The organism is Paraburkholderia dipogonis (assembly GCF_046027395.1).
Classification (GTDB): domain Bacteria; phylum Pseudomonadota; class Gammaproteobacteria; order Burkholderiales; family Burkholderiaceae; genus Paraburkholderia; species Paraburkholderia dipogonis_A.
The window spans coordinates 102,713-117,113 of record NZ_JAQQEG010000014.1; the positions used below are offsets into that span (position 1 = coordinate 102,713).

A 14,401-nucleotide genomic window follows, 5' to 3' on the forward strand; every position below is an offset into this window, starting at 1 on the left:
GGAATTGTCGGCAGATGGAAAAACCCACTTTTTCGCTCGATCATTTCGAGCAGCTCGTCTACACGCGACAGCATGTCAAAGCCGCGATCCAGTTCATTGCCGCGCTGGCGCTCCTTCAGCAGAAGCGCGGCGAACTGGACGGCAGCTTTCTTGCCTCGGGCATTGCCGACCTGCCGCCTGACGAGCAACGCAAGCGCTTCTGCACACGCCTCGCGAGCGCGGCGTCGACCCTGTTCGCCGACCCGGCGTTCCAGTTGCCACCCGAGTGTTTCAGATTGATTCTGACACTGCACGAATGGGTCGGACTGGTGTTCGCCTGCACGCCGTTCGGCAATGCGGACCATGTGACCCGTTACCTGAATCCGCGTGGTGCGGACAACGCCGAGTTTCTGTCCGGCGACAGCTTCATCGAAAAACTCTGCGCGCTCTACTCGACCGAGTCCGAACTGGAACTCGACTTCGCCGCGCTGTGGGCGTACGACAAATCGCTCGGCGCCTGTCTTGCCCTCGTTTTGCTGGCGCCGGTCTTCAAAGGATCGGCCAGCGCGCATATGAAGCGCGAAGCGCTGATGGAATGGCTGCCCGGCAAACTGCGGCAGATCGACGACCTCGATGACCTGCCGACCGCCTTGCTGCACAACGCCTATATGTTCTGCAGCTACGCGGACACGCCGCGGCGCCATGAGATCAAGCGGGACATCAACGCGCTGGTGCGCCGCAAGCTGGACCAAATAGGGCTGACCGACATTCCCGCGGCGAAGCTAGCCGGCGCGAAAAGCCGCAAGCAGCGCGGCAAAAAACCGCTGATGGTGGTCGTGCTCGAGTGGTTCGGCGGCGCCCATTCGATCTACCGCACGCACTCGCGCACGCTCGAAGCCGCGCGCGAGCATTTCGAAGTGGTGGCCTTCGGCTTCGGCTACGCCATCGACGATATTGGGCGCGCGGTGTTCGACCGATTCATCGAACTCGAACAGCCGGAATACATCGGTGAATGTCTGAAAACGATTCGCGACTTTGCCGAGGCGGAACAGCCCGACGTGCTCTATATGCCGAGCGTCGGCATGTTCGCGCTCACGGTGTTCATGTCGAACCTGCGCATTGCGCCGCTGCAGATCGCCGGCCTCGGCCACCCGGCCACCACTCACTCCGACAAGATCGACTACGTCAGCGTCGAGGCAGACTATGTTGGCGATCCCGCCTGCTTCAGCGAACGTTTGATGAAGCTGCCGAAAGACGGCCAACCTTACCGGCCGTCGGTGGCGCTGCCGGACACCGTCGCCGAGATTCCGCCGTTACGCGAAACGCTGGAGATCGTCATCACGGCCAGCGCGATGAAGCTCAACCCCGGCTTTCTCGAAGCATGCCGAGAGATCGCCGCGCGCGCGGCGCCGCCGGTCCAGTTTCACTTCATGAGCGGCGTGCCCTTCGGTTTGCCGCTCGAGCGCATGCGCGAGGTGATCCGCCAGACACTGCCACGCGCTGTCGTGCACGGCTTTCACGAATACGCGGGCTATCTGGCGCGCGTCAATCGGTCCGACCTGTTTCTCAGCCCGTTCCCGTTCGGCAATACCAACGGCATCGTCGATGCGCTCACGCTGGGTTTGCCCGGCATCTGCAAACGCGGGCCAGAAGTGTTCGAGCGGATCGACGGCGCGCTGTTCGAGCGTGTGGGCATGCCGTCGTGGACCACGGCGGAGAGCGTCGAGGATTACATCGCCGCCGCCGTGCGGATGATCGACGCGCATGACGAGCGCACAGCCTTGCGGCAGCGTTTGATCGATACGCGGGCTGTGGAACGTTGCTTTGAAGGACGGCCGCAGGCGTTCGGTGAATGCGTGCTGGAACGGGTGTGGGGAAAGCAACGCCGACGCAGGGAAGAAGCGATGGCCTGAGGTTCGGCGCCGCTCAGTGCGCTACCCGGTCGCATGATGGCCGGCGTCACGAGATTATCCGGCGCCGGGCCGTCGTACCCGTGCGCCGATACGCTACTCCGTCGCGTTGGGGCTCGCCGTTACAAGATCAGCCGGCGCCAGCCAGTTGAACACGTCCAGCGTCGGCCCATGGAAGGTGCACTCCGCGGCTGCTGGCGTGACGGTCTTCTTAGGTTTGACAGGCTTGAGCGAAAGCGCTGTTGCCGATGCATCTGATGCGCCCGCTGCACTTGCTCCACCCGCAGTCACAGCGGAAGCCGCCGGCGCACCCGAAGCTGCAAGCGGCGCACTGGCTGCACCCGCCGCCGCAGACTCGGACGCCGGAACCCCCACACGTTCGATCGATCCCTCAACCACCACTCGCGAGCCATAAATACCTGCGCCCGCATGAGTGATCTTCAGCGGATCCGGCGACGTTTCCGCCAGCTTGCTTCGCATCAACTGCTCGCACGCGTCCGTGTTCTTATAGACGGCCGTGCAGGCCGTCAGCAGCGCAGCAGCCGTCGTGACGCAGGCGATAGAGAGAATCCGAATCTTCATTGGTGTTCCGTTTTTCAAGCCGTCGGCAATTGTAGCTTACGACCTCCTTGAGCGGCACCGGCTTCGAGCGTCGGCAGCGCGCGGGCCGCACAAGGCGAGCGACACTTTCACCGCGCATCCGGCGCACCCGAAACCCAGTGACCGCTTGACCGCGGCGGCTCGCATCGGCATCGTGTTGACCGGCCGCCGTCCGATCGGCGCGCTGCCGACTTTGCGACGGGGCCTCGCGACGCACATCGCTTCGCCTTGTCACGCTTTCTCACTGTGTGCCGACTGGCTTTCCCGCATGTTCAGCCTTGCCCTGCTCACCATCGCGGGTTACACCGCCACCAACATCGACAACCTGTTCGTGCTGCTCGCCTTCCTGGCGGAAGCCGGCGACGAGCGGCGTCGCGTGATCGCCGGGCAGTATGCCGGCTCGCTGATCCTGGTCGTGGGATCGATGGTGCTCGCCGCATTGCTCAAGCACTTGCCGGCGGGTTATGTCGGTTTGCTCGGCATTTTGCCAATCGGCGTGGGGCTCAGCAAAGCGTGGGAGCGCTTTGGTCCCGGCAACGCGCAGCAGGAAGAAACGGCGCGAACCGAAACGGGGCCACCCGCATCGTCCGGGCCTGCCAGCTCGGGGCATTCGGTTAGTGCACCTGACGCGGGTAAGGCAGCGAATCAGGCAGGCCCGCCCGCTCCAGCCACTCCATCGCCCGCACGCCGCGCCTCATCCTGGTGGACTATCGCCTGCGTGGCCGTCGCCAACGGTTCCGACAATCTCGCCGTCTACGTGCCCTTGTACGCCAGCCATTCGCACGGCGAGGGCGCGTTCATCTCGCTCGTCTTTATCGTGATGATCGGGCTCTGGTGCGCCGGCGCGGTGTGGCTCGTGGAGCATCCGTTGCTGGGCGCGCCGATCCGGCGCTATGGCACCGCGCTGCTACCGCTGATCCTGGTGATCATCGGCGTCTCCGTGATCGCGCAGAACGATACGTTGCGGATCGTTTTCGGACTCTGACCGGTGCCCGTATGTGGGCCATACGCGGCCATCATCCGAAAAAAGCTCAATGGAACAACACGGTCCGTGCAGGGATGCGCCGCAGTCCAGCGCGCGATGCGGCACGACCGTCGTCCGCGCGAGCGCTCAATTCGACGGCATCTGCGGTTGCACGTAAGTACGCACACCGGCGAGCGGCGAGCCGTAGCCGCCGGAATTGGTGTGATTCGGCAAACCGTTGACCAGTTGCGCGCGCGGGTCGGTCGGATTCAGGTTCATTTCCCCGGCCTGCTGGTTGCCGTGCGTCGGATATTCGCTGCCGCGCGCGGCGTTCGGCATCAAACGCGTGCTGTTTTGCGGCGCGTTCATGTCGTCCTGCGGGCTCAAACCCTGCGCTCCCGCCTGCACCGCAATCGCGCACGCGGCCGCGCACAATAAAACCCGCCCTGCCCGCGACATCCTCAATGTTCGTTTCATACCTGCCTCCAGCAAAATGAAATGAAGGGGATCAAGTCGCGCCCGGCACACAACAAGCCCGCGCGCGACAGCCAACGCTGATCACACCATTTATACGCGCCATGCCGCGCTTCGGATTCGGCGACCTCAGCGCGAGTCGCGGTAAACAGCGAAACTGGCGGGCACGGTCTTTTATTCCGGGCCACGGCGGCAGCCACGCAAATCCAGCGAGCGCCTATCCTTATGCCGATTACCGATTTCCTTCCAGCGCGATCGCGCCCGATAATGGACGTCATGAACCTTCGACCCAACCTCCAGGCCCGCGCGCCGCGCGCCACGCTCGCGGCACTGGCTGCAACGCTGTTGCTGGCGGCCTGCGCCGGCCCATCGGCCTCGACTTCCGCATCAATGTCAACGTCAGCCTCTGCTTCGGCCAGTCCAGCACAGCTCGATGCCGCAATCTCCGGACCACAGCGCGGCGACAAGGCCCGCGCCCGCGATACCTACCGCCATCCGAAGGAAACGCTGCAGTTCTTCGAACTCGCGCCATCGCAAAGCGTGCTGGAGATCGAGCCGGGCGGCGGCTGGTACACGGACATCCTCGCGCCCTATCTGCACGACCACGGCAAGCTCTACGAGGCGCATTACGACGGCCCGCAAGGGGGGCCGTCCGCGGAAGCACAGGCCAATCGGGCCGCATTCGCGCGCAAACTGGCGGCCACGCCCGGCGTCTACAGCAATGTGGTGGTCGGCACGCTGCACACCGGCCAGTTCAGCGGCTTTCCGGCCGATGCCAGCGTCGACGAGGTGCTGACCTTCCGCAATATCCATAACTGGATCAAGGACGGCCAGATCGACGCGAACCTGCGCGCCTTCTATGCGGCGCTCAAACCGGGCGGCATCCTCGGTGTCGAGGAACACCGCGCAGCGCCGGGCACTTCGCTGCAACAGACCATCGACACCGGCTATGTGACCGAAGACTACGTGATCGAGCATGCGCGGGCGGCCGGCTTCGAATTGGCCGGCAAGAGCGAAGTGAACTCCAACCCGCGCGACACCAAAAACTACCCGAACGGCGTCTGGTCACTGCCGCCGACCTTCAAGGGCGACGACGTCGACCGGGCGAAATATGCGGCGATCGGCGAATCGGACCGCATGACCTTGCGCTTCGTGAAACCAGCACACTGATCTCGCCCCACACCGGGGCGGCGCTTGACGCCGTCCCAATAATATGTTCCTATTGCGCACTATGTACCGCGCCCAGACCATCCTATCGCTACTACTAGCCCCCTCTACCGGGCTAGGTCTGTTGCTGCGCGCTTCCATCTGAACCACTCGAAGCACCGCTCAATTCCCCAGTAACTGACCCAGCCCCGGTTTCCGACCGGCGGCCCAGTTATGTCTTTTCGTCGTCCGGTCGACTCCCAGCTACCTGGTCTCACCCACGGATGATGAAAATGTTGAAGAACCCCGCTACCAAATACCGCTCGTTCAAGCCCATCAACTTGACGGATCGCCAGTGGCCGTCGCGCACCATCACGCACCCGCCGATCTGGATGAGCACCGACCTGCGCGACGGCAATCAGTCGCTCTTCGAGCCGATGGACGCGCAGCGCAAGATGCGCATGTTCAAGACGCTGGTGCAGATCGGCTTCAAGCAAATCGAAGTCGCATTCCCGTCCGCATCGCAGACCGACTTCAATTTCGTGCGCGAGTTGATCGAAGGCGGCCATATCCCCGACGACGTCACCATCGAAGTCTTGACGCAAGCGCGCGACGACCTGATTGAACGCACCTTCGAATCCTTGCGTGGCGTGCCACGCGCCATCGTCCATCTGTACAACGCGACCGCGCCGGAATTCCGCAAGATCGTCTTCAATCTGGAAAAGAGCGGCGTGAAGGAGCTGGCGCAAAACGCTGCCCGCACGATGAAGCGGATCGCCGATGCCACGCCGGAAACGCACTTCACGTTCCAGTACAGCCCGGAAGTATTCAGCGGCACCGAAATCGAATTCGCCAAGGAAGTCTGCGACGCCGTGTTCGACATCTGGCAACCGACGCCGGAACACAAGGCCATCGTCAACTTGCCAGCCACCGTTGAAATGTCGACGCCGAACATCTACGCGGATCAGATCGAGTGGATGCACCGCAATCTCGCGCGCCGCGATTCGCTGTTCATCTCCGTGCATCCGCATAACGATCGCGGCACCGCGGTGGCGGCCGCTGAACTTGCCGTGATGGCCGGCGCGGATCGCATCGAAGGCTGCCTGTTCGGCAACGGCGAGCGCACCGGTAACGTGGACCTTGTCACGCTCGCGTTGAACCTGTACACGCAGGGCGTCGATCCGGGGCTCGACTTCTCGAACATCAATGAAGTCGCGCGCACGGCGGAAGAATGCACGCAGTTGCCGATCCATCCGCGTCATCCGTATGTCGGCGATCTGGTGTTCACGGCCTTCTCGGGCTCGCATCAGGACGCGATCAAGAAGGGTTTCGCGGTGCAGAAACCGGACGCGGTCTGGGAAGTGCCCTACATGCCGATCGATCCGGCCGATCTCGGCCGCACCTACGACTCGGTGATTCGTGTGAACAGCCAGTCGGGCAAAGGCGGCATCGCCTATCTGCTCGAGCAGGGTTATGGCGTCGTGTTGCCGCGCCGCCTGCAAGTGGACTTCAGCTCGGCCGTGCAGCGCTTCACCGACGACAGCGGCCAGGAAGTCACGTCCGCGCAGATCTGGGAATTGTTCCAGCAGGAATATGTGCAGAACACCGCGCCGATCCACTACGTCGGCCACAGCCTGTCCGAGCGCGAAGGACGCGAGCACATCAAACTCACGGTCGACATCAATGGCACGCGACGCGTGTTGACCGGCGAAGGCAATGGTCCGCTCGACGCGTTGATGCACGCGATCGGCGTGCCGGTGCGAATTCAGCACTATGAAGAACGCGCGTTGACGCAGGGTGCGGATGCCCGCGCGGTGGCGGTCGCCGAAATGGCCGGCGCCGATGTCACCGGCAGCGCGTTCGGCGTCGGCATCGATGCCAATCTGGTGACGGCGTCGATTCGCGCGGTGATCAGCGGCGTGAATCGCGCTTACGCACGTGTCAATGCGCAGGCGAAGGAGCGCTTCTTCGACGCCGCGATGAACGATGTCACGGAGAGCGTGGGCGTTTAAGGTTCGATGAACCTGGCTATGATTTCGTAGCGGTGTTGTTCAAAGGGGGCGTTTTGACGCCCCCTTTTCCGTTGTATCACCATGGGCGCGTGACTGCGTTTGCCGCTCTGCGTCGCTCGATTCCGCCCGCCCCGCGCTACTGTCGCGCTGCCTTACTGTCTTGCCGCTCCGCCCGATTCCGTCCACTCGTCCGGCAGACTGTGCGTCAACGTCGAAACGAAACGCTCGGTCTCCGGCGCACGCGGCTGCATGAAGATCTCGCGCGACGGCCCGGCCTCGACCACCACGCCGTTATTCAGAAACACCACGTCACGCGCGATCGTCGCGGCGAGCCGCAAGTCGTGCGTGGCCATCAGCATGGTCATGCCTTCGGTGGCGAGTTGCTTGAGCACCTCGACCACTTCCGCGGCGAGACCGGGGTCGAGCGCCGAGGTCGGCTCGTCGCACAACAGCACTTCCGGCGACGGCGCCAACGCCCGCGCAATCGCCACACGCTGTTGTTGACCACCGGACAGCGTCGAAGGCCACGCATCCGCCTTCTGCGCGATGCCGACCTTCTCCAGCAATTCATCCGCGCGAGCCCGCGCCTTGTCCTTGTCCCACTTCAGCACGGTCAACAAGCCTTCCATCACGTTCTGCCGCACCGTCAGATGCGGAAAGAGCTGGAAGTTCTGAAACACCATGCCCGTGCGGCGGCGAATCGTCAGCACCGCTTCGCGCGAGGGGCGGTGGTCGCGGCTGAATTCCAGCCGCTGATCGCCGAGTTCGAGCGAACCGGACTCGGGAATCTCGAGCAGATTCACGCAACGCAAAAGCGTGCTCTTGCCGCTGCCCGACGGACCGATCAAGGCGGTGACATTACCCGAAGCGAGTTGAAGATCGACCGAGTTGAGCACCCGTTGCCCGGCGAAGTACTTGTCGATTTTTTCCAGTCGGATCATTAGTTGCCTGCCTGGAAAAGTGCATGACGGCCGAACTTGCGCTCGAGCCTGACTTGCGCCGACGACAACACCGAACTGAACACCAGATAAACCAGTGCCGCTTCCGTGTACAGAATCAGCGGCTCGTACGTCACCGACGCGATCCGCTGCGCCGCCTGAAACACCTCAGGCACGGTCAGCACCGCGGCGAGCGAGGTGTCCTTCACCAGCGCGATAAACGAATTGGACAGCGGCGGCAACGCAACGCGCGCCGCTTGCGGCAGGATCGCGCGACGCAGGGCCTGCTCGCGCGTCATCCCCATCGAATACGCCGCCTCCCACTGCCCTTTCGGAATCGACTCGATCACGCCGCGTATCACTTCGGAGTTGTACGCGCCGACATTCAGCGAAAAACCGATGATCGCCGCCGTCAACGGATCGAGCACGATGCCCACGTTCGGCAAGCCGTAGAAGATCACGAACAGTTGCACGAGCAACGGCGAGCCGCGAAACAGCCACACGTAGAAACGCACGAGCGCCACGGCCCACTTCGGCCCGAACAGGCGAACCAGCGCAACGAGGAACGCCAGCGCGAGCCCGATCGCAAACGAGATCAGCGTGAGCGGCACGGTAAACACGAGCCCCGCATACAACAGGGGCCACAGCGACTGCGCCATCAGATGCAACCATGCCGGCATGATTCAGACTCGCGGAAGGCGTTTACTGGGAGACGTCTTTGCCGAAATACTTCTGCGAGATCTTCGCGTAGGTGCCGTCTTTCTTGATGTCGGCGAGCGCCTTGTTGATCGCCGCCTGCAATTCCGGGCTGCCCTTGCGGATCAGCACGGCGGACTTGTCGCTGCTGTCGCTCGACGTATCGAGCGCGGCGATCTTCACCTTCGCGTCCGGCTTGTGCTTCTTGAAGTCGAGGAACGACAGCGAGTCGTTGACGGTCGCATCGACGCGGCCCGAGGTCAGCAGATCGATCGACTCATTGAAGCCCTGCACGGGGATCACTTCCGCGCCATGCGCAGCCGCGATCTTGCCGAAGTTGCTGGTCAGCGTGTTGGCCGACTTCTTGCCCTTCAGGTCGTCGAAGTTCTTGATCGTGGTGTTGTTCGACTGCACGATCAGCGCCGCGTGCGAGGTGATGTACGGGTCGGAGAAATCGTATTTGGCCTTGCGCGCGTCGGTCACGGCCACTTCGTTGATCACCGCGTCGTAGCGGTTCACGTCGAGACCGGCGATCAGACCGTCCCATTTGCCTTCGACGAATTGCGGCTTCACGCCGAGACGTTGTGCAATCGCCGTGCCGATCTCGACGTCGAAACCGGTCAGCTTGCCCGATTCGTCGTGGTACGTGAACGGCGCGTAGGTGCCTTCGGTGCCGATCTTGAACACGCCGGCGGATTTGATCTGTGCGAGTTCGTCGGCGGCGAATGCGGAATTCACGGCCACGGCCTGGAACAACGCGATCAGCAGAATGGAACGAATCGATTTCATCAGGCGGCTCCGTCAAATGTGCCACGTCGGTGGCTGAGTCTTGTGTTGGACAGTCCCCGCCGGCGCTTGCGCCCGCAGAGTGGGCGGACTGTAGCAAACGGCCTGCGTTTTTACAAAGGATCAGGTTTTCGATCGATATGCGCTTGCGTGCTAAGCGAACAGCCAAGGCCTCTGGTATGACGTGGATTTCAACTCTACAGCAGATAGGACAGACGCGGCATGCATCGCAACACGGAACCTATGCTGCGCGCCATCGGGGAAAACGCGAGAGGGTGCTGTCGCGGCGGACGCGCGGCATGAAAAACGGACGGCGCCGCGTTTGAAAACGGCGCCGCCCGTTGGATTGCGAATAGCTTACCGCTCCACCGGATGCGGCTCCTTGCGCTTGTTGGCAACGCGGATCGCGTCGAAGTAGGCGCCGTTCGGCGGGCGCTTCAGGTAACGGCCGGCGCCGCGCACGGCCCGCAGCTCGCCGTCGGTCCAGGCGAGCGCGCCGCGCGTGAGCGTGTGCATCGCCACGCCCTGCACCGTCATGCCTTCGAACACGTTGAAGTCGACCTTCTGATGATGCGTCTTCACCGAGATCGTTTTGCTCGCGTTCGGGTCCCACACCACCAGGTCGGCATCCGCGCCGACCCGCACCGCGCCTTTGCGCGGATACAGGTTGAAGATCTGCGCGGCATTCGTCGACGTGATGCGCACGAACTCGTTCGGCGTGAGACGCCCCGAGTTCACGCCGTGATGCCAGAGCACCGCCATGCGGTCTTCCACGCCCCCGCAGCCGTTCGGGATCTTCGTGAAGTCCTCGCGCCCCATCGCCTTCTGCGACGCGCAGAACACGCAGTGATCGGTCGCCGTGGTATGCAACTGGCCGGCTTGCAAACCGCGCCACAATGCCTCGCGATGCTCGGCCGAGCGGAACGGCGGGCTCATCACGTGGGCCGCCGCGCGGGTCCAGTCCGGATCGCGATACACCGCTTCGTCGATCACCAGGTGGCCCGGCAACACCTCGCCGAACACGCGCAGACCTTCGCTGCGCGCGCGTGCGATCGCATCGACCGCGTCCTTTGAGGACACGTGCACGATATACACCGGCACGCCCAGCACCTGCGCGATCCGGATCGCGCGATTGGCGGCCTCGCCCTCCACTTCCGGCGGCCGCGACAACGGATGCGCCTCCGGACCGGTAAAGCCTTTCGCCAGCAACTGACGTTGCAATTGAAACACCAGCTCACCGTTTTCCGCATGCACGGTGGGCAGCGCGCCGAGTTCGAGCGAGCGCGAGAAACTGTTCACCAGCACTTCGTCATCGGCCATGATGGCGTTCTTGTAGGCCATGAAGTGCTTGAAGCTCGACACACCGTGTTCGTGCACCAGCGTGCCCATGTCGCGATAGACCGAATCGTCCCACCACGTCACCGCGACGTGAAAGCCGTAGTCCGAAGACGCCTTCTCGGCCCAGCCGCGCCACTCCTTGAAAGCGTCCATCAGCGGCTGCTTCGGGCTCGGAATCACGAAGTCGATGATGCTCGTGGTGCCGCCGGACAAACCCGCCGCCGTGCCCGTGTAGAAATCGTCGCTCGCCGTGGTGCCCATGAACGGCAATTCCATATGCGTGTGCGGATCGATGCCGCCGGGCATCACGTATTGACCGCCCGCATCGACGATCGTGGCGCCGACCGGTGCCTCCAGGTCCGCTCCAATCTGCAGGATCGTGCCGCCGTCCTGCGGGTCCGCACACAACACGTCCGCACGATACGTGTTCTCCGCGTCGATAATCGTGCCGCCGCGAATCAGGGTCGTCATGTTGCCGCCTCCTTATGAACTGCTGGTTTCGGTGCTACGTAATCCGTTGATACTCATGTGCCTGATTTATGCGCTCGCCACGCGCGCACTCGGTCCTTTGCTCAGCTTCATCCACGCGCTATATACGATCGACGCCAACGCGAGCCCGACAAACCACGCATACGTATAGAGCGTATTGAAGATCGCCGGCACATTCGGAAACGACGCCGGAAACGCGGTGTGCAAAAAGCCTGGCAGATTCGGCAGCACGCCGATCACGAGCGCGACCACCGCGCCGATATTCCAGCCACCGGTGTAGCTGTATTCGCCGTGTTCGTCGAACAACTCACGCGTGTCGAGGCGCGTGCCGCGAATCAGGAAATAGTCGACCATCAGAATGCCTGCCACCGGACCCAGCAGGGCCGAGTAGCCCACCAGCCACGTGAAGATATAGCCCTGCGTGGTGGCGAGAATCTTCCACGGCATCATCACGATCGCGATGGTCGCGGTAATCATGCCGCCCACGCGATACGAAATGCCCTTAGGCCACAGGCTCGAAAAATCGTAAGCCGGGCCGACGAGATTCGCCGCGAGATTGCAGCACATCGTGTCGAGCGTCAGGATGATCAGCGCGACGCCCACGCCGATGCCGGTCATGCGGCTCGTCAGGTCGATCGGATCCCAGATCGCCTTGCCGTAGATCACCACCGTCGCCGATGTGACGACCACCGAGATCACGGAGAGCAACGCCATTGGCACCGGCAAGCCGACCGACTGGCCGATGATCTGATCGCGCTGCGTTCTGGCAAAGCGCGTGAAGTCGGGGATATTCAGCGCGAGCGTGGCCCAGAAGCCGACCATGGCCGTGAGGCCGGGCCAGAACGTGACCCAGAAGAGGCCTTCTTTCTTGCCGCCTGGCACGAACTGCGACGGCGCCGACAACATCGAACCAAGGCCGCCCGCTTTCGAAGTCGCCCACCACACGAGCGCAATGCACATCACGATCTTGATCGGCGCGGACCAGCTTTCGAGCCAGCGGATCGAATCAGTGCCGTGCACGATGAAGTAGATCTGCAGCGCCCAGAACACGAGGAAACACGCCAGTTGCGCAAGCGAGATGTCGAGAAACGGCAGAGCCGCGCCGTGCAGCGCGTTGCCGGTGAGAATGTTGAGCAGCGTATAGATCGCGCTGCCACCGAGCCATGTCTGGATCCCATACCAGCCGCAGGCGACGATGGCGCGCAGCATCGCGGGCAGCTTGGCGCCCTGCGTGCCGAACGACGAGCGCACCAGCACTGCGTACGGAATGCCGTGCTTCGCGCCCGCATGGCCGATCAGCAGCATCGGCACCAGCACGATCAGGTTGCCGAGCAGCACGGTGGTCACGGCCTGCCACGGCGACATGCCCTCTTCCGTCAAGCCGGCGGCGAGCATGTACGACGCGATGTTCATCACCATGCCGACCCACAGCGCGGCGAAGTGATACCACTTCCAGGTGCGCTGCGCGACGCCGGTCGGCGCAAGATCGTCGTTGTAAAGACTGCTGCCCTGCACGCCGGCCGCGAGCTGCGGGTCGGCGGGTTGCGCTGTCTGCTTCATCTAGAGCTCTCCACTCGATCGTTGAGGCCCGCGCGGCTTCTATCGGCGCGTCAGGCCTTTTTGGGGAATGACAGGTTCAGTACTAGCGCTGCGTTTTTTCTAACCACATCGTATTTCAGGCCGCTTTTGCCGCGTGCGCATGGGCGTCCTCGGCGGTCTCGGCCGCGTCCGCCGTTGCGCTTCCCTCCGCGCCCACGCGCGCCGGATTGTTCGGATGCGTGGTCCAGTTCGCGTACTCGCCATTGTCCACGCGCTCCATCGTGATGCACTGCTCGACCGGACACACGTGCATGCACAGATTGCAGCCGACACATTCGGAGTCCATCACTTCAAAATGCCGGACGCCATCTTTTTCTTTCATGATCGCCTGGTGAGCCGTGTCTTCGCAGGCGATATGGCACAGGCCGCACTGGATGCACTTGTCCTGATCGATGCGCGCCTTGATGTCGTATTTGAGGTTCAGGTACTTCCAGTCGGTGACGTTCGGGACGGCGCGGCCGCGGATGTCGTCGAGCGTCGCGTAGCCTTTTTCGTCCATCCAGTTGGAGAGGCCGTCGGCGAGGTCAGAAACGATACGGAATCCGTAGTGCATCGCCGCCGTGCAAACCTGTACGCTGCCCGCGCCGAGCACCATGAATTCGGCGGCGTCGCGCCATGAAGAGATCCCGCCGATGCCGGAGATCGGCAGATTCGGCGTTTCCACGTCGCGTGCGATTTCCGCGACCATGTTCAGCGCGATCGGCTTCACGGCCGGGCCGCAGTAGCCGCCGTGCGTGCCTTTGCCATCGACCATCGGCAACGGCGACATCGCATCGAGATCGACGGCCACGATCGAGTTGATCGTGTTGATCAGCGACACACCGTCCGCGCCGCCCTTGTAGGCCGCGCGCGAACCGAGGCGAATGTCGCTGATGTTCGGCGTGAGTTTGACGAGGCATGGCAGCCTGGAGCCTTCCTTGACCCAGCGCGTGACCATTTCGATATATTCGGGCACCTGGCCGACGGCCGCGCCCATACCGCGCTCGCTCATGCCATGCGGGCACCCGAAGTTCAATTCGACCGCATCCGCGCCGGTGTCTTCGACGAGCGGCAGGATCCACTTCCAGTCGCGTTCGTTGCACGGCACCATCAGCGAGACGATCATCGCGCGGTCCGGCCAATCGCGTTTGACCTGGGCGATCTCGCGCAGATTGACGTCGAGCGGACGGTCGGTGATCAGTTCGATGTTGTTCAGGCCCGCGATACGCTGGCCGTTCCATTGCACCGCGCCGTAGCGCGAACTGACGTTCACCACATGCGGGTCGAGGCCGAGCGTCTTCCACACGACGCCGCCCCAACCCGCCTCGAAGGCGCGGTTCACGTTATAGGCTTTGTCGGTCGGCGGCGCGGAGGCGAGCCAGAAAGGATTCGGCGAAGTGATGCCGGCAATCGTACAGCGCAGATCGGCCATGTTCGGCTCCTTGGGGACTGCTGTTTTTTGTCTGGGGTGCTGCTTCGCTTGGCTTGACT

The 14,401-nt window shown here is 63.0% G+C and carries 12 protein-coding genes; 4 read left to right on the forward strand and 8 right to left on the reverse strand.

The annotated features are described in order from the left end of the window. The first annotated feature begins 14 nt into the window (after nucleotides 1–14). Entirely contained in the window at nucleotides 15–1,892 is a 1,878-nt protein-coding gene (locus PQR32_RS16130; RefSeq protein WP_408228442.1) for a glycosyl transferase family 1, read from the forward strand. A gap of 93 nt (nucleotides 1,893–1,985) precedes the next feature. Here PQR32_RS16130 and PQR32_RS16135 read toward each other — a convergent pair whose 3' ends face one another. After that, nucleotides 1,986–2,471 carry a hypothetical protein gene (locus PQR32_RS16135; RefSeq protein WP_408228445.1) on the reverse strand — a complete coding sequence of 162 codons (486 nt, stop codon included), beginning with the start codon at nucleotides 2,469–2,471 and terminating at the stop codon, nucleotides 1,986–1,988. A gap of 286 nt (nucleotides 2,472–2,757) precedes the next feature. Between PQR32_RS16135 and PQR32_RS16140 the strand changes: the two genes are divergently transcribed. Then, nucleotides 2,758–3,474 (forward strand): cadmium resistance transporter, encoded by a 717-nt coding sequence (locus PQR32_RS16140; RefSeq protein ID WP_408228448.1) that lies wholly within the window; start codon nucleotides 2,758–2,760, stop codon nucleotides 3,472–3,474. A 126-nt stretch (nucleotides 3,475–3,600) separates the two neighbouring features. Here PQR32_RS16140 and PQR32_RS16145 read toward each other — a convergent pair whose 3' ends face one another. Next, on the reverse strand, nucleotides 3,601–3,930 hold the full coding sequence (locus PQR32_RS16145; protein ID WP_408228451.1) for a hypothetical protein: 330 nt from the start codon (nucleotides 3,928–3,930) through the stop codon (nucleotides 3,601–3,603). A gap of 264 nt (nucleotides 3,931–4,194) precedes the next feature. Between PQR32_RS16145 and PQR32_RS16150 the strand changes: the two genes are divergently transcribed. Both PQR32_RS16150 and leuA read left to right on the forward strand, forming a co-directional pair. Beyond that, nucleotides 4,195–5,097, forward strand: a complete 903-nt coding sequence (locus tag PQR32_RS16150) for a class I SAM-dependent methyltransferase (RefSeq protein WP_408228454.1) — start codon at nucleotides 4,195–4,197, stop codon at nucleotides 5,095–5,097. 269 nt (nucleotides 5,098–5,366) lie between these two features. Next, on the forward strand, nucleotides 5,367–7,085 hold the full coding sequence (gene leuA, locus PQR32_RS16155; protein WP_408228457.1) for a 2-isopropylmalate synthase: 1,719 nt from the start codon (nucleotides 5,367–5,369) through the stop codon (nucleotides 7,083–7,085). Between the two features lie 152 nt (nucleotides 7,086–7,237). Here the strand turns inward: leuA and PQR32_RS16160 are convergent, their stop codons facing one another. From PQR32_RS16160 to preA, 6 genes are all read right to left on the reverse strand, one after another. Then, the gene (locus PQR32_RS16160; RefSeq protein ID WP_408228460.1) at nucleotides 7,238–8,026 is read right to left on the reverse strand and encodes an amino acid ABC transporter ATP-binding protein; all 789 of its coding nucleotides are present in this window, start codon (nucleotides 8,024–8,026) and stop codon (nucleotides 7,238–7,240) included. Beyond that, nucleotides 8,026–8,703, reverse strand: a complete 678-nt coding sequence (locus PQR32_RS16165; RefSeq protein WP_408228463.1) for an amino acid ABC transporter permease — start codon at nucleotides 8,701–8,703, stop codon at nucleotides 8,026–8,028. The genes PQR32_RS16160 and PQR32_RS16165 overlap by 1 nt, the downstream gene beginning before the upstream one ends. 22 nt (nucleotides 8,704–8,725) lie before the next feature. Then, nucleotides 8,726–9,508 carry an amino acid ABC transporter substrate-binding protein gene (locus PQR32_RS16170; protein ID WP_408228466.1) on the reverse strand — a complete coding sequence of 261 codons (783 nt, stop codon included), beginning with the start codon at nucleotides 9,506–9,508 and terminating at the stop codon, nucleotides 8,726–8,728. A gap of 354 nt (nucleotides 9,509–9,862) precedes the next feature. Then, the gene (hydA, locus tag PQR32_RS16175; protein WP_408228469.1) at nucleotides 9,863–11,314 is read right to left on the reverse strand and encodes a dihydropyrimidinase; all 1,452 of its coding nucleotides are present in this window, start codon (nucleotides 11,312–11,314) and stop codon (nucleotides 9,863–9,865) included. Nucleotides 11,315–11,380: 66 nt separating this feature from the next. Then, the gene (locus tag PQR32_RS16180; protein ID WP_408228472.1) at nucleotides 11,381–12,892 is read right to left on the reverse strand and encodes an NCS1 family nucleobase:cation symporter-1; all 1,512 of its coding nucleotides are present in this window, start codon (nucleotides 12,890–12,892) and stop codon (nucleotides 11,381–11,383) included. 115 nt (nucleotides 12,893–13,007) lie between these two features. Beyond that, nucleotides 13,008–14,342: an NAD-dependent dihydropyrimidine dehydrogenase subunit PreA gene (gene preA / locus PQR32_RS16185; RefSeq protein WP_408228475.1), complete on the reverse strand. Its 1,335-nt coding sequence runs from the start codon at nucleotides 14,340–14,342 to the stop codon at nucleotides 13,008–13,010. Nucleotides 14,343–14,401: the final 59 nt, after the last annotated feature.

Coding starts and splice junctions, on each gene's coding strand:
- PQR32_RS16135 (WP_408228445.1), bottom strand. CDS start 2,471: ATGAAGATTCGGATTCTCTCTATCGCCTGCGTCACGACGGCTGCTGCG.
- PQR32_RS16180 (WP_408228472.1), bottom strand. CDS start 12,892: ATGAAGCAGACAGCGCAACCCGCCGACCCGCAGCTCGCGGCCGGCGTG.
- PQR32_RS16145 (WP_408228451.1), bottom strand. CDS start 3,930: ATGAAACGAACATTGAGGATGTCGCGGGCAGGGCGGGTTTTATTGTGC.
- PQR32_RS16140 (WP_408228448.1), top strand. CDS start 2,758: ATGTTCAGCCTTGCCCTGCTCACCATCGCGGGTTACACCGCCACCAAC.
- preA (WP_408228475.1), bottom strand. CDS start 14,342: ATGGCCGATCTGCGCTGTACGATTGCCGGCATCACTTCGCCGAATCCT.
- PQR32_RS16130 (WP_408228442.1), top strand. CDS start 15: ATGGAAAAACCCACTTTTTCGCTCGATCATTTCGAGCAGCTCGTCTAC.
- PQR32_RS16150 (WP_408228454.1), top strand. CDS start 4,195: ATGGACGTCATGAACCTTCGACCCAACCTCCAGGCCCGCGCGCCGCGC.
- leuA (WP_408228457.1), top strand. CDS start 5,367: ATGTTGAAGAACCCCGCTACCAAATACCGCTCGTTCAAGCCCATCAAC.
- PQR32_RS16160 (WP_408228460.1), bottom strand. CDS start 8,026: ATGATCCGACTGGAAAAAATCGACAAGTACTTCGCCGGGCAACGGGTG.
- PQR32_RS16165 (WP_408228463.1), bottom strand. CDS start 8,703: ATGCCGGCATGGTTGCATCTGATGGCGCAGTCGCTGTGGCCCCTGTTG.
- hydA (WP_408228469.1), bottom strand. CDS start 11,314: ATGACGACCCTGATTCGCGGCGGCACGATTATCGACGCGGAGAACACG.
- PQR32_RS16170 (WP_408228466.1), bottom strand. CDS start 9,508: ATGAAATCGATTCGTTCCATTCTGCTGATCGCGTTGTTCCAGGCCGTG.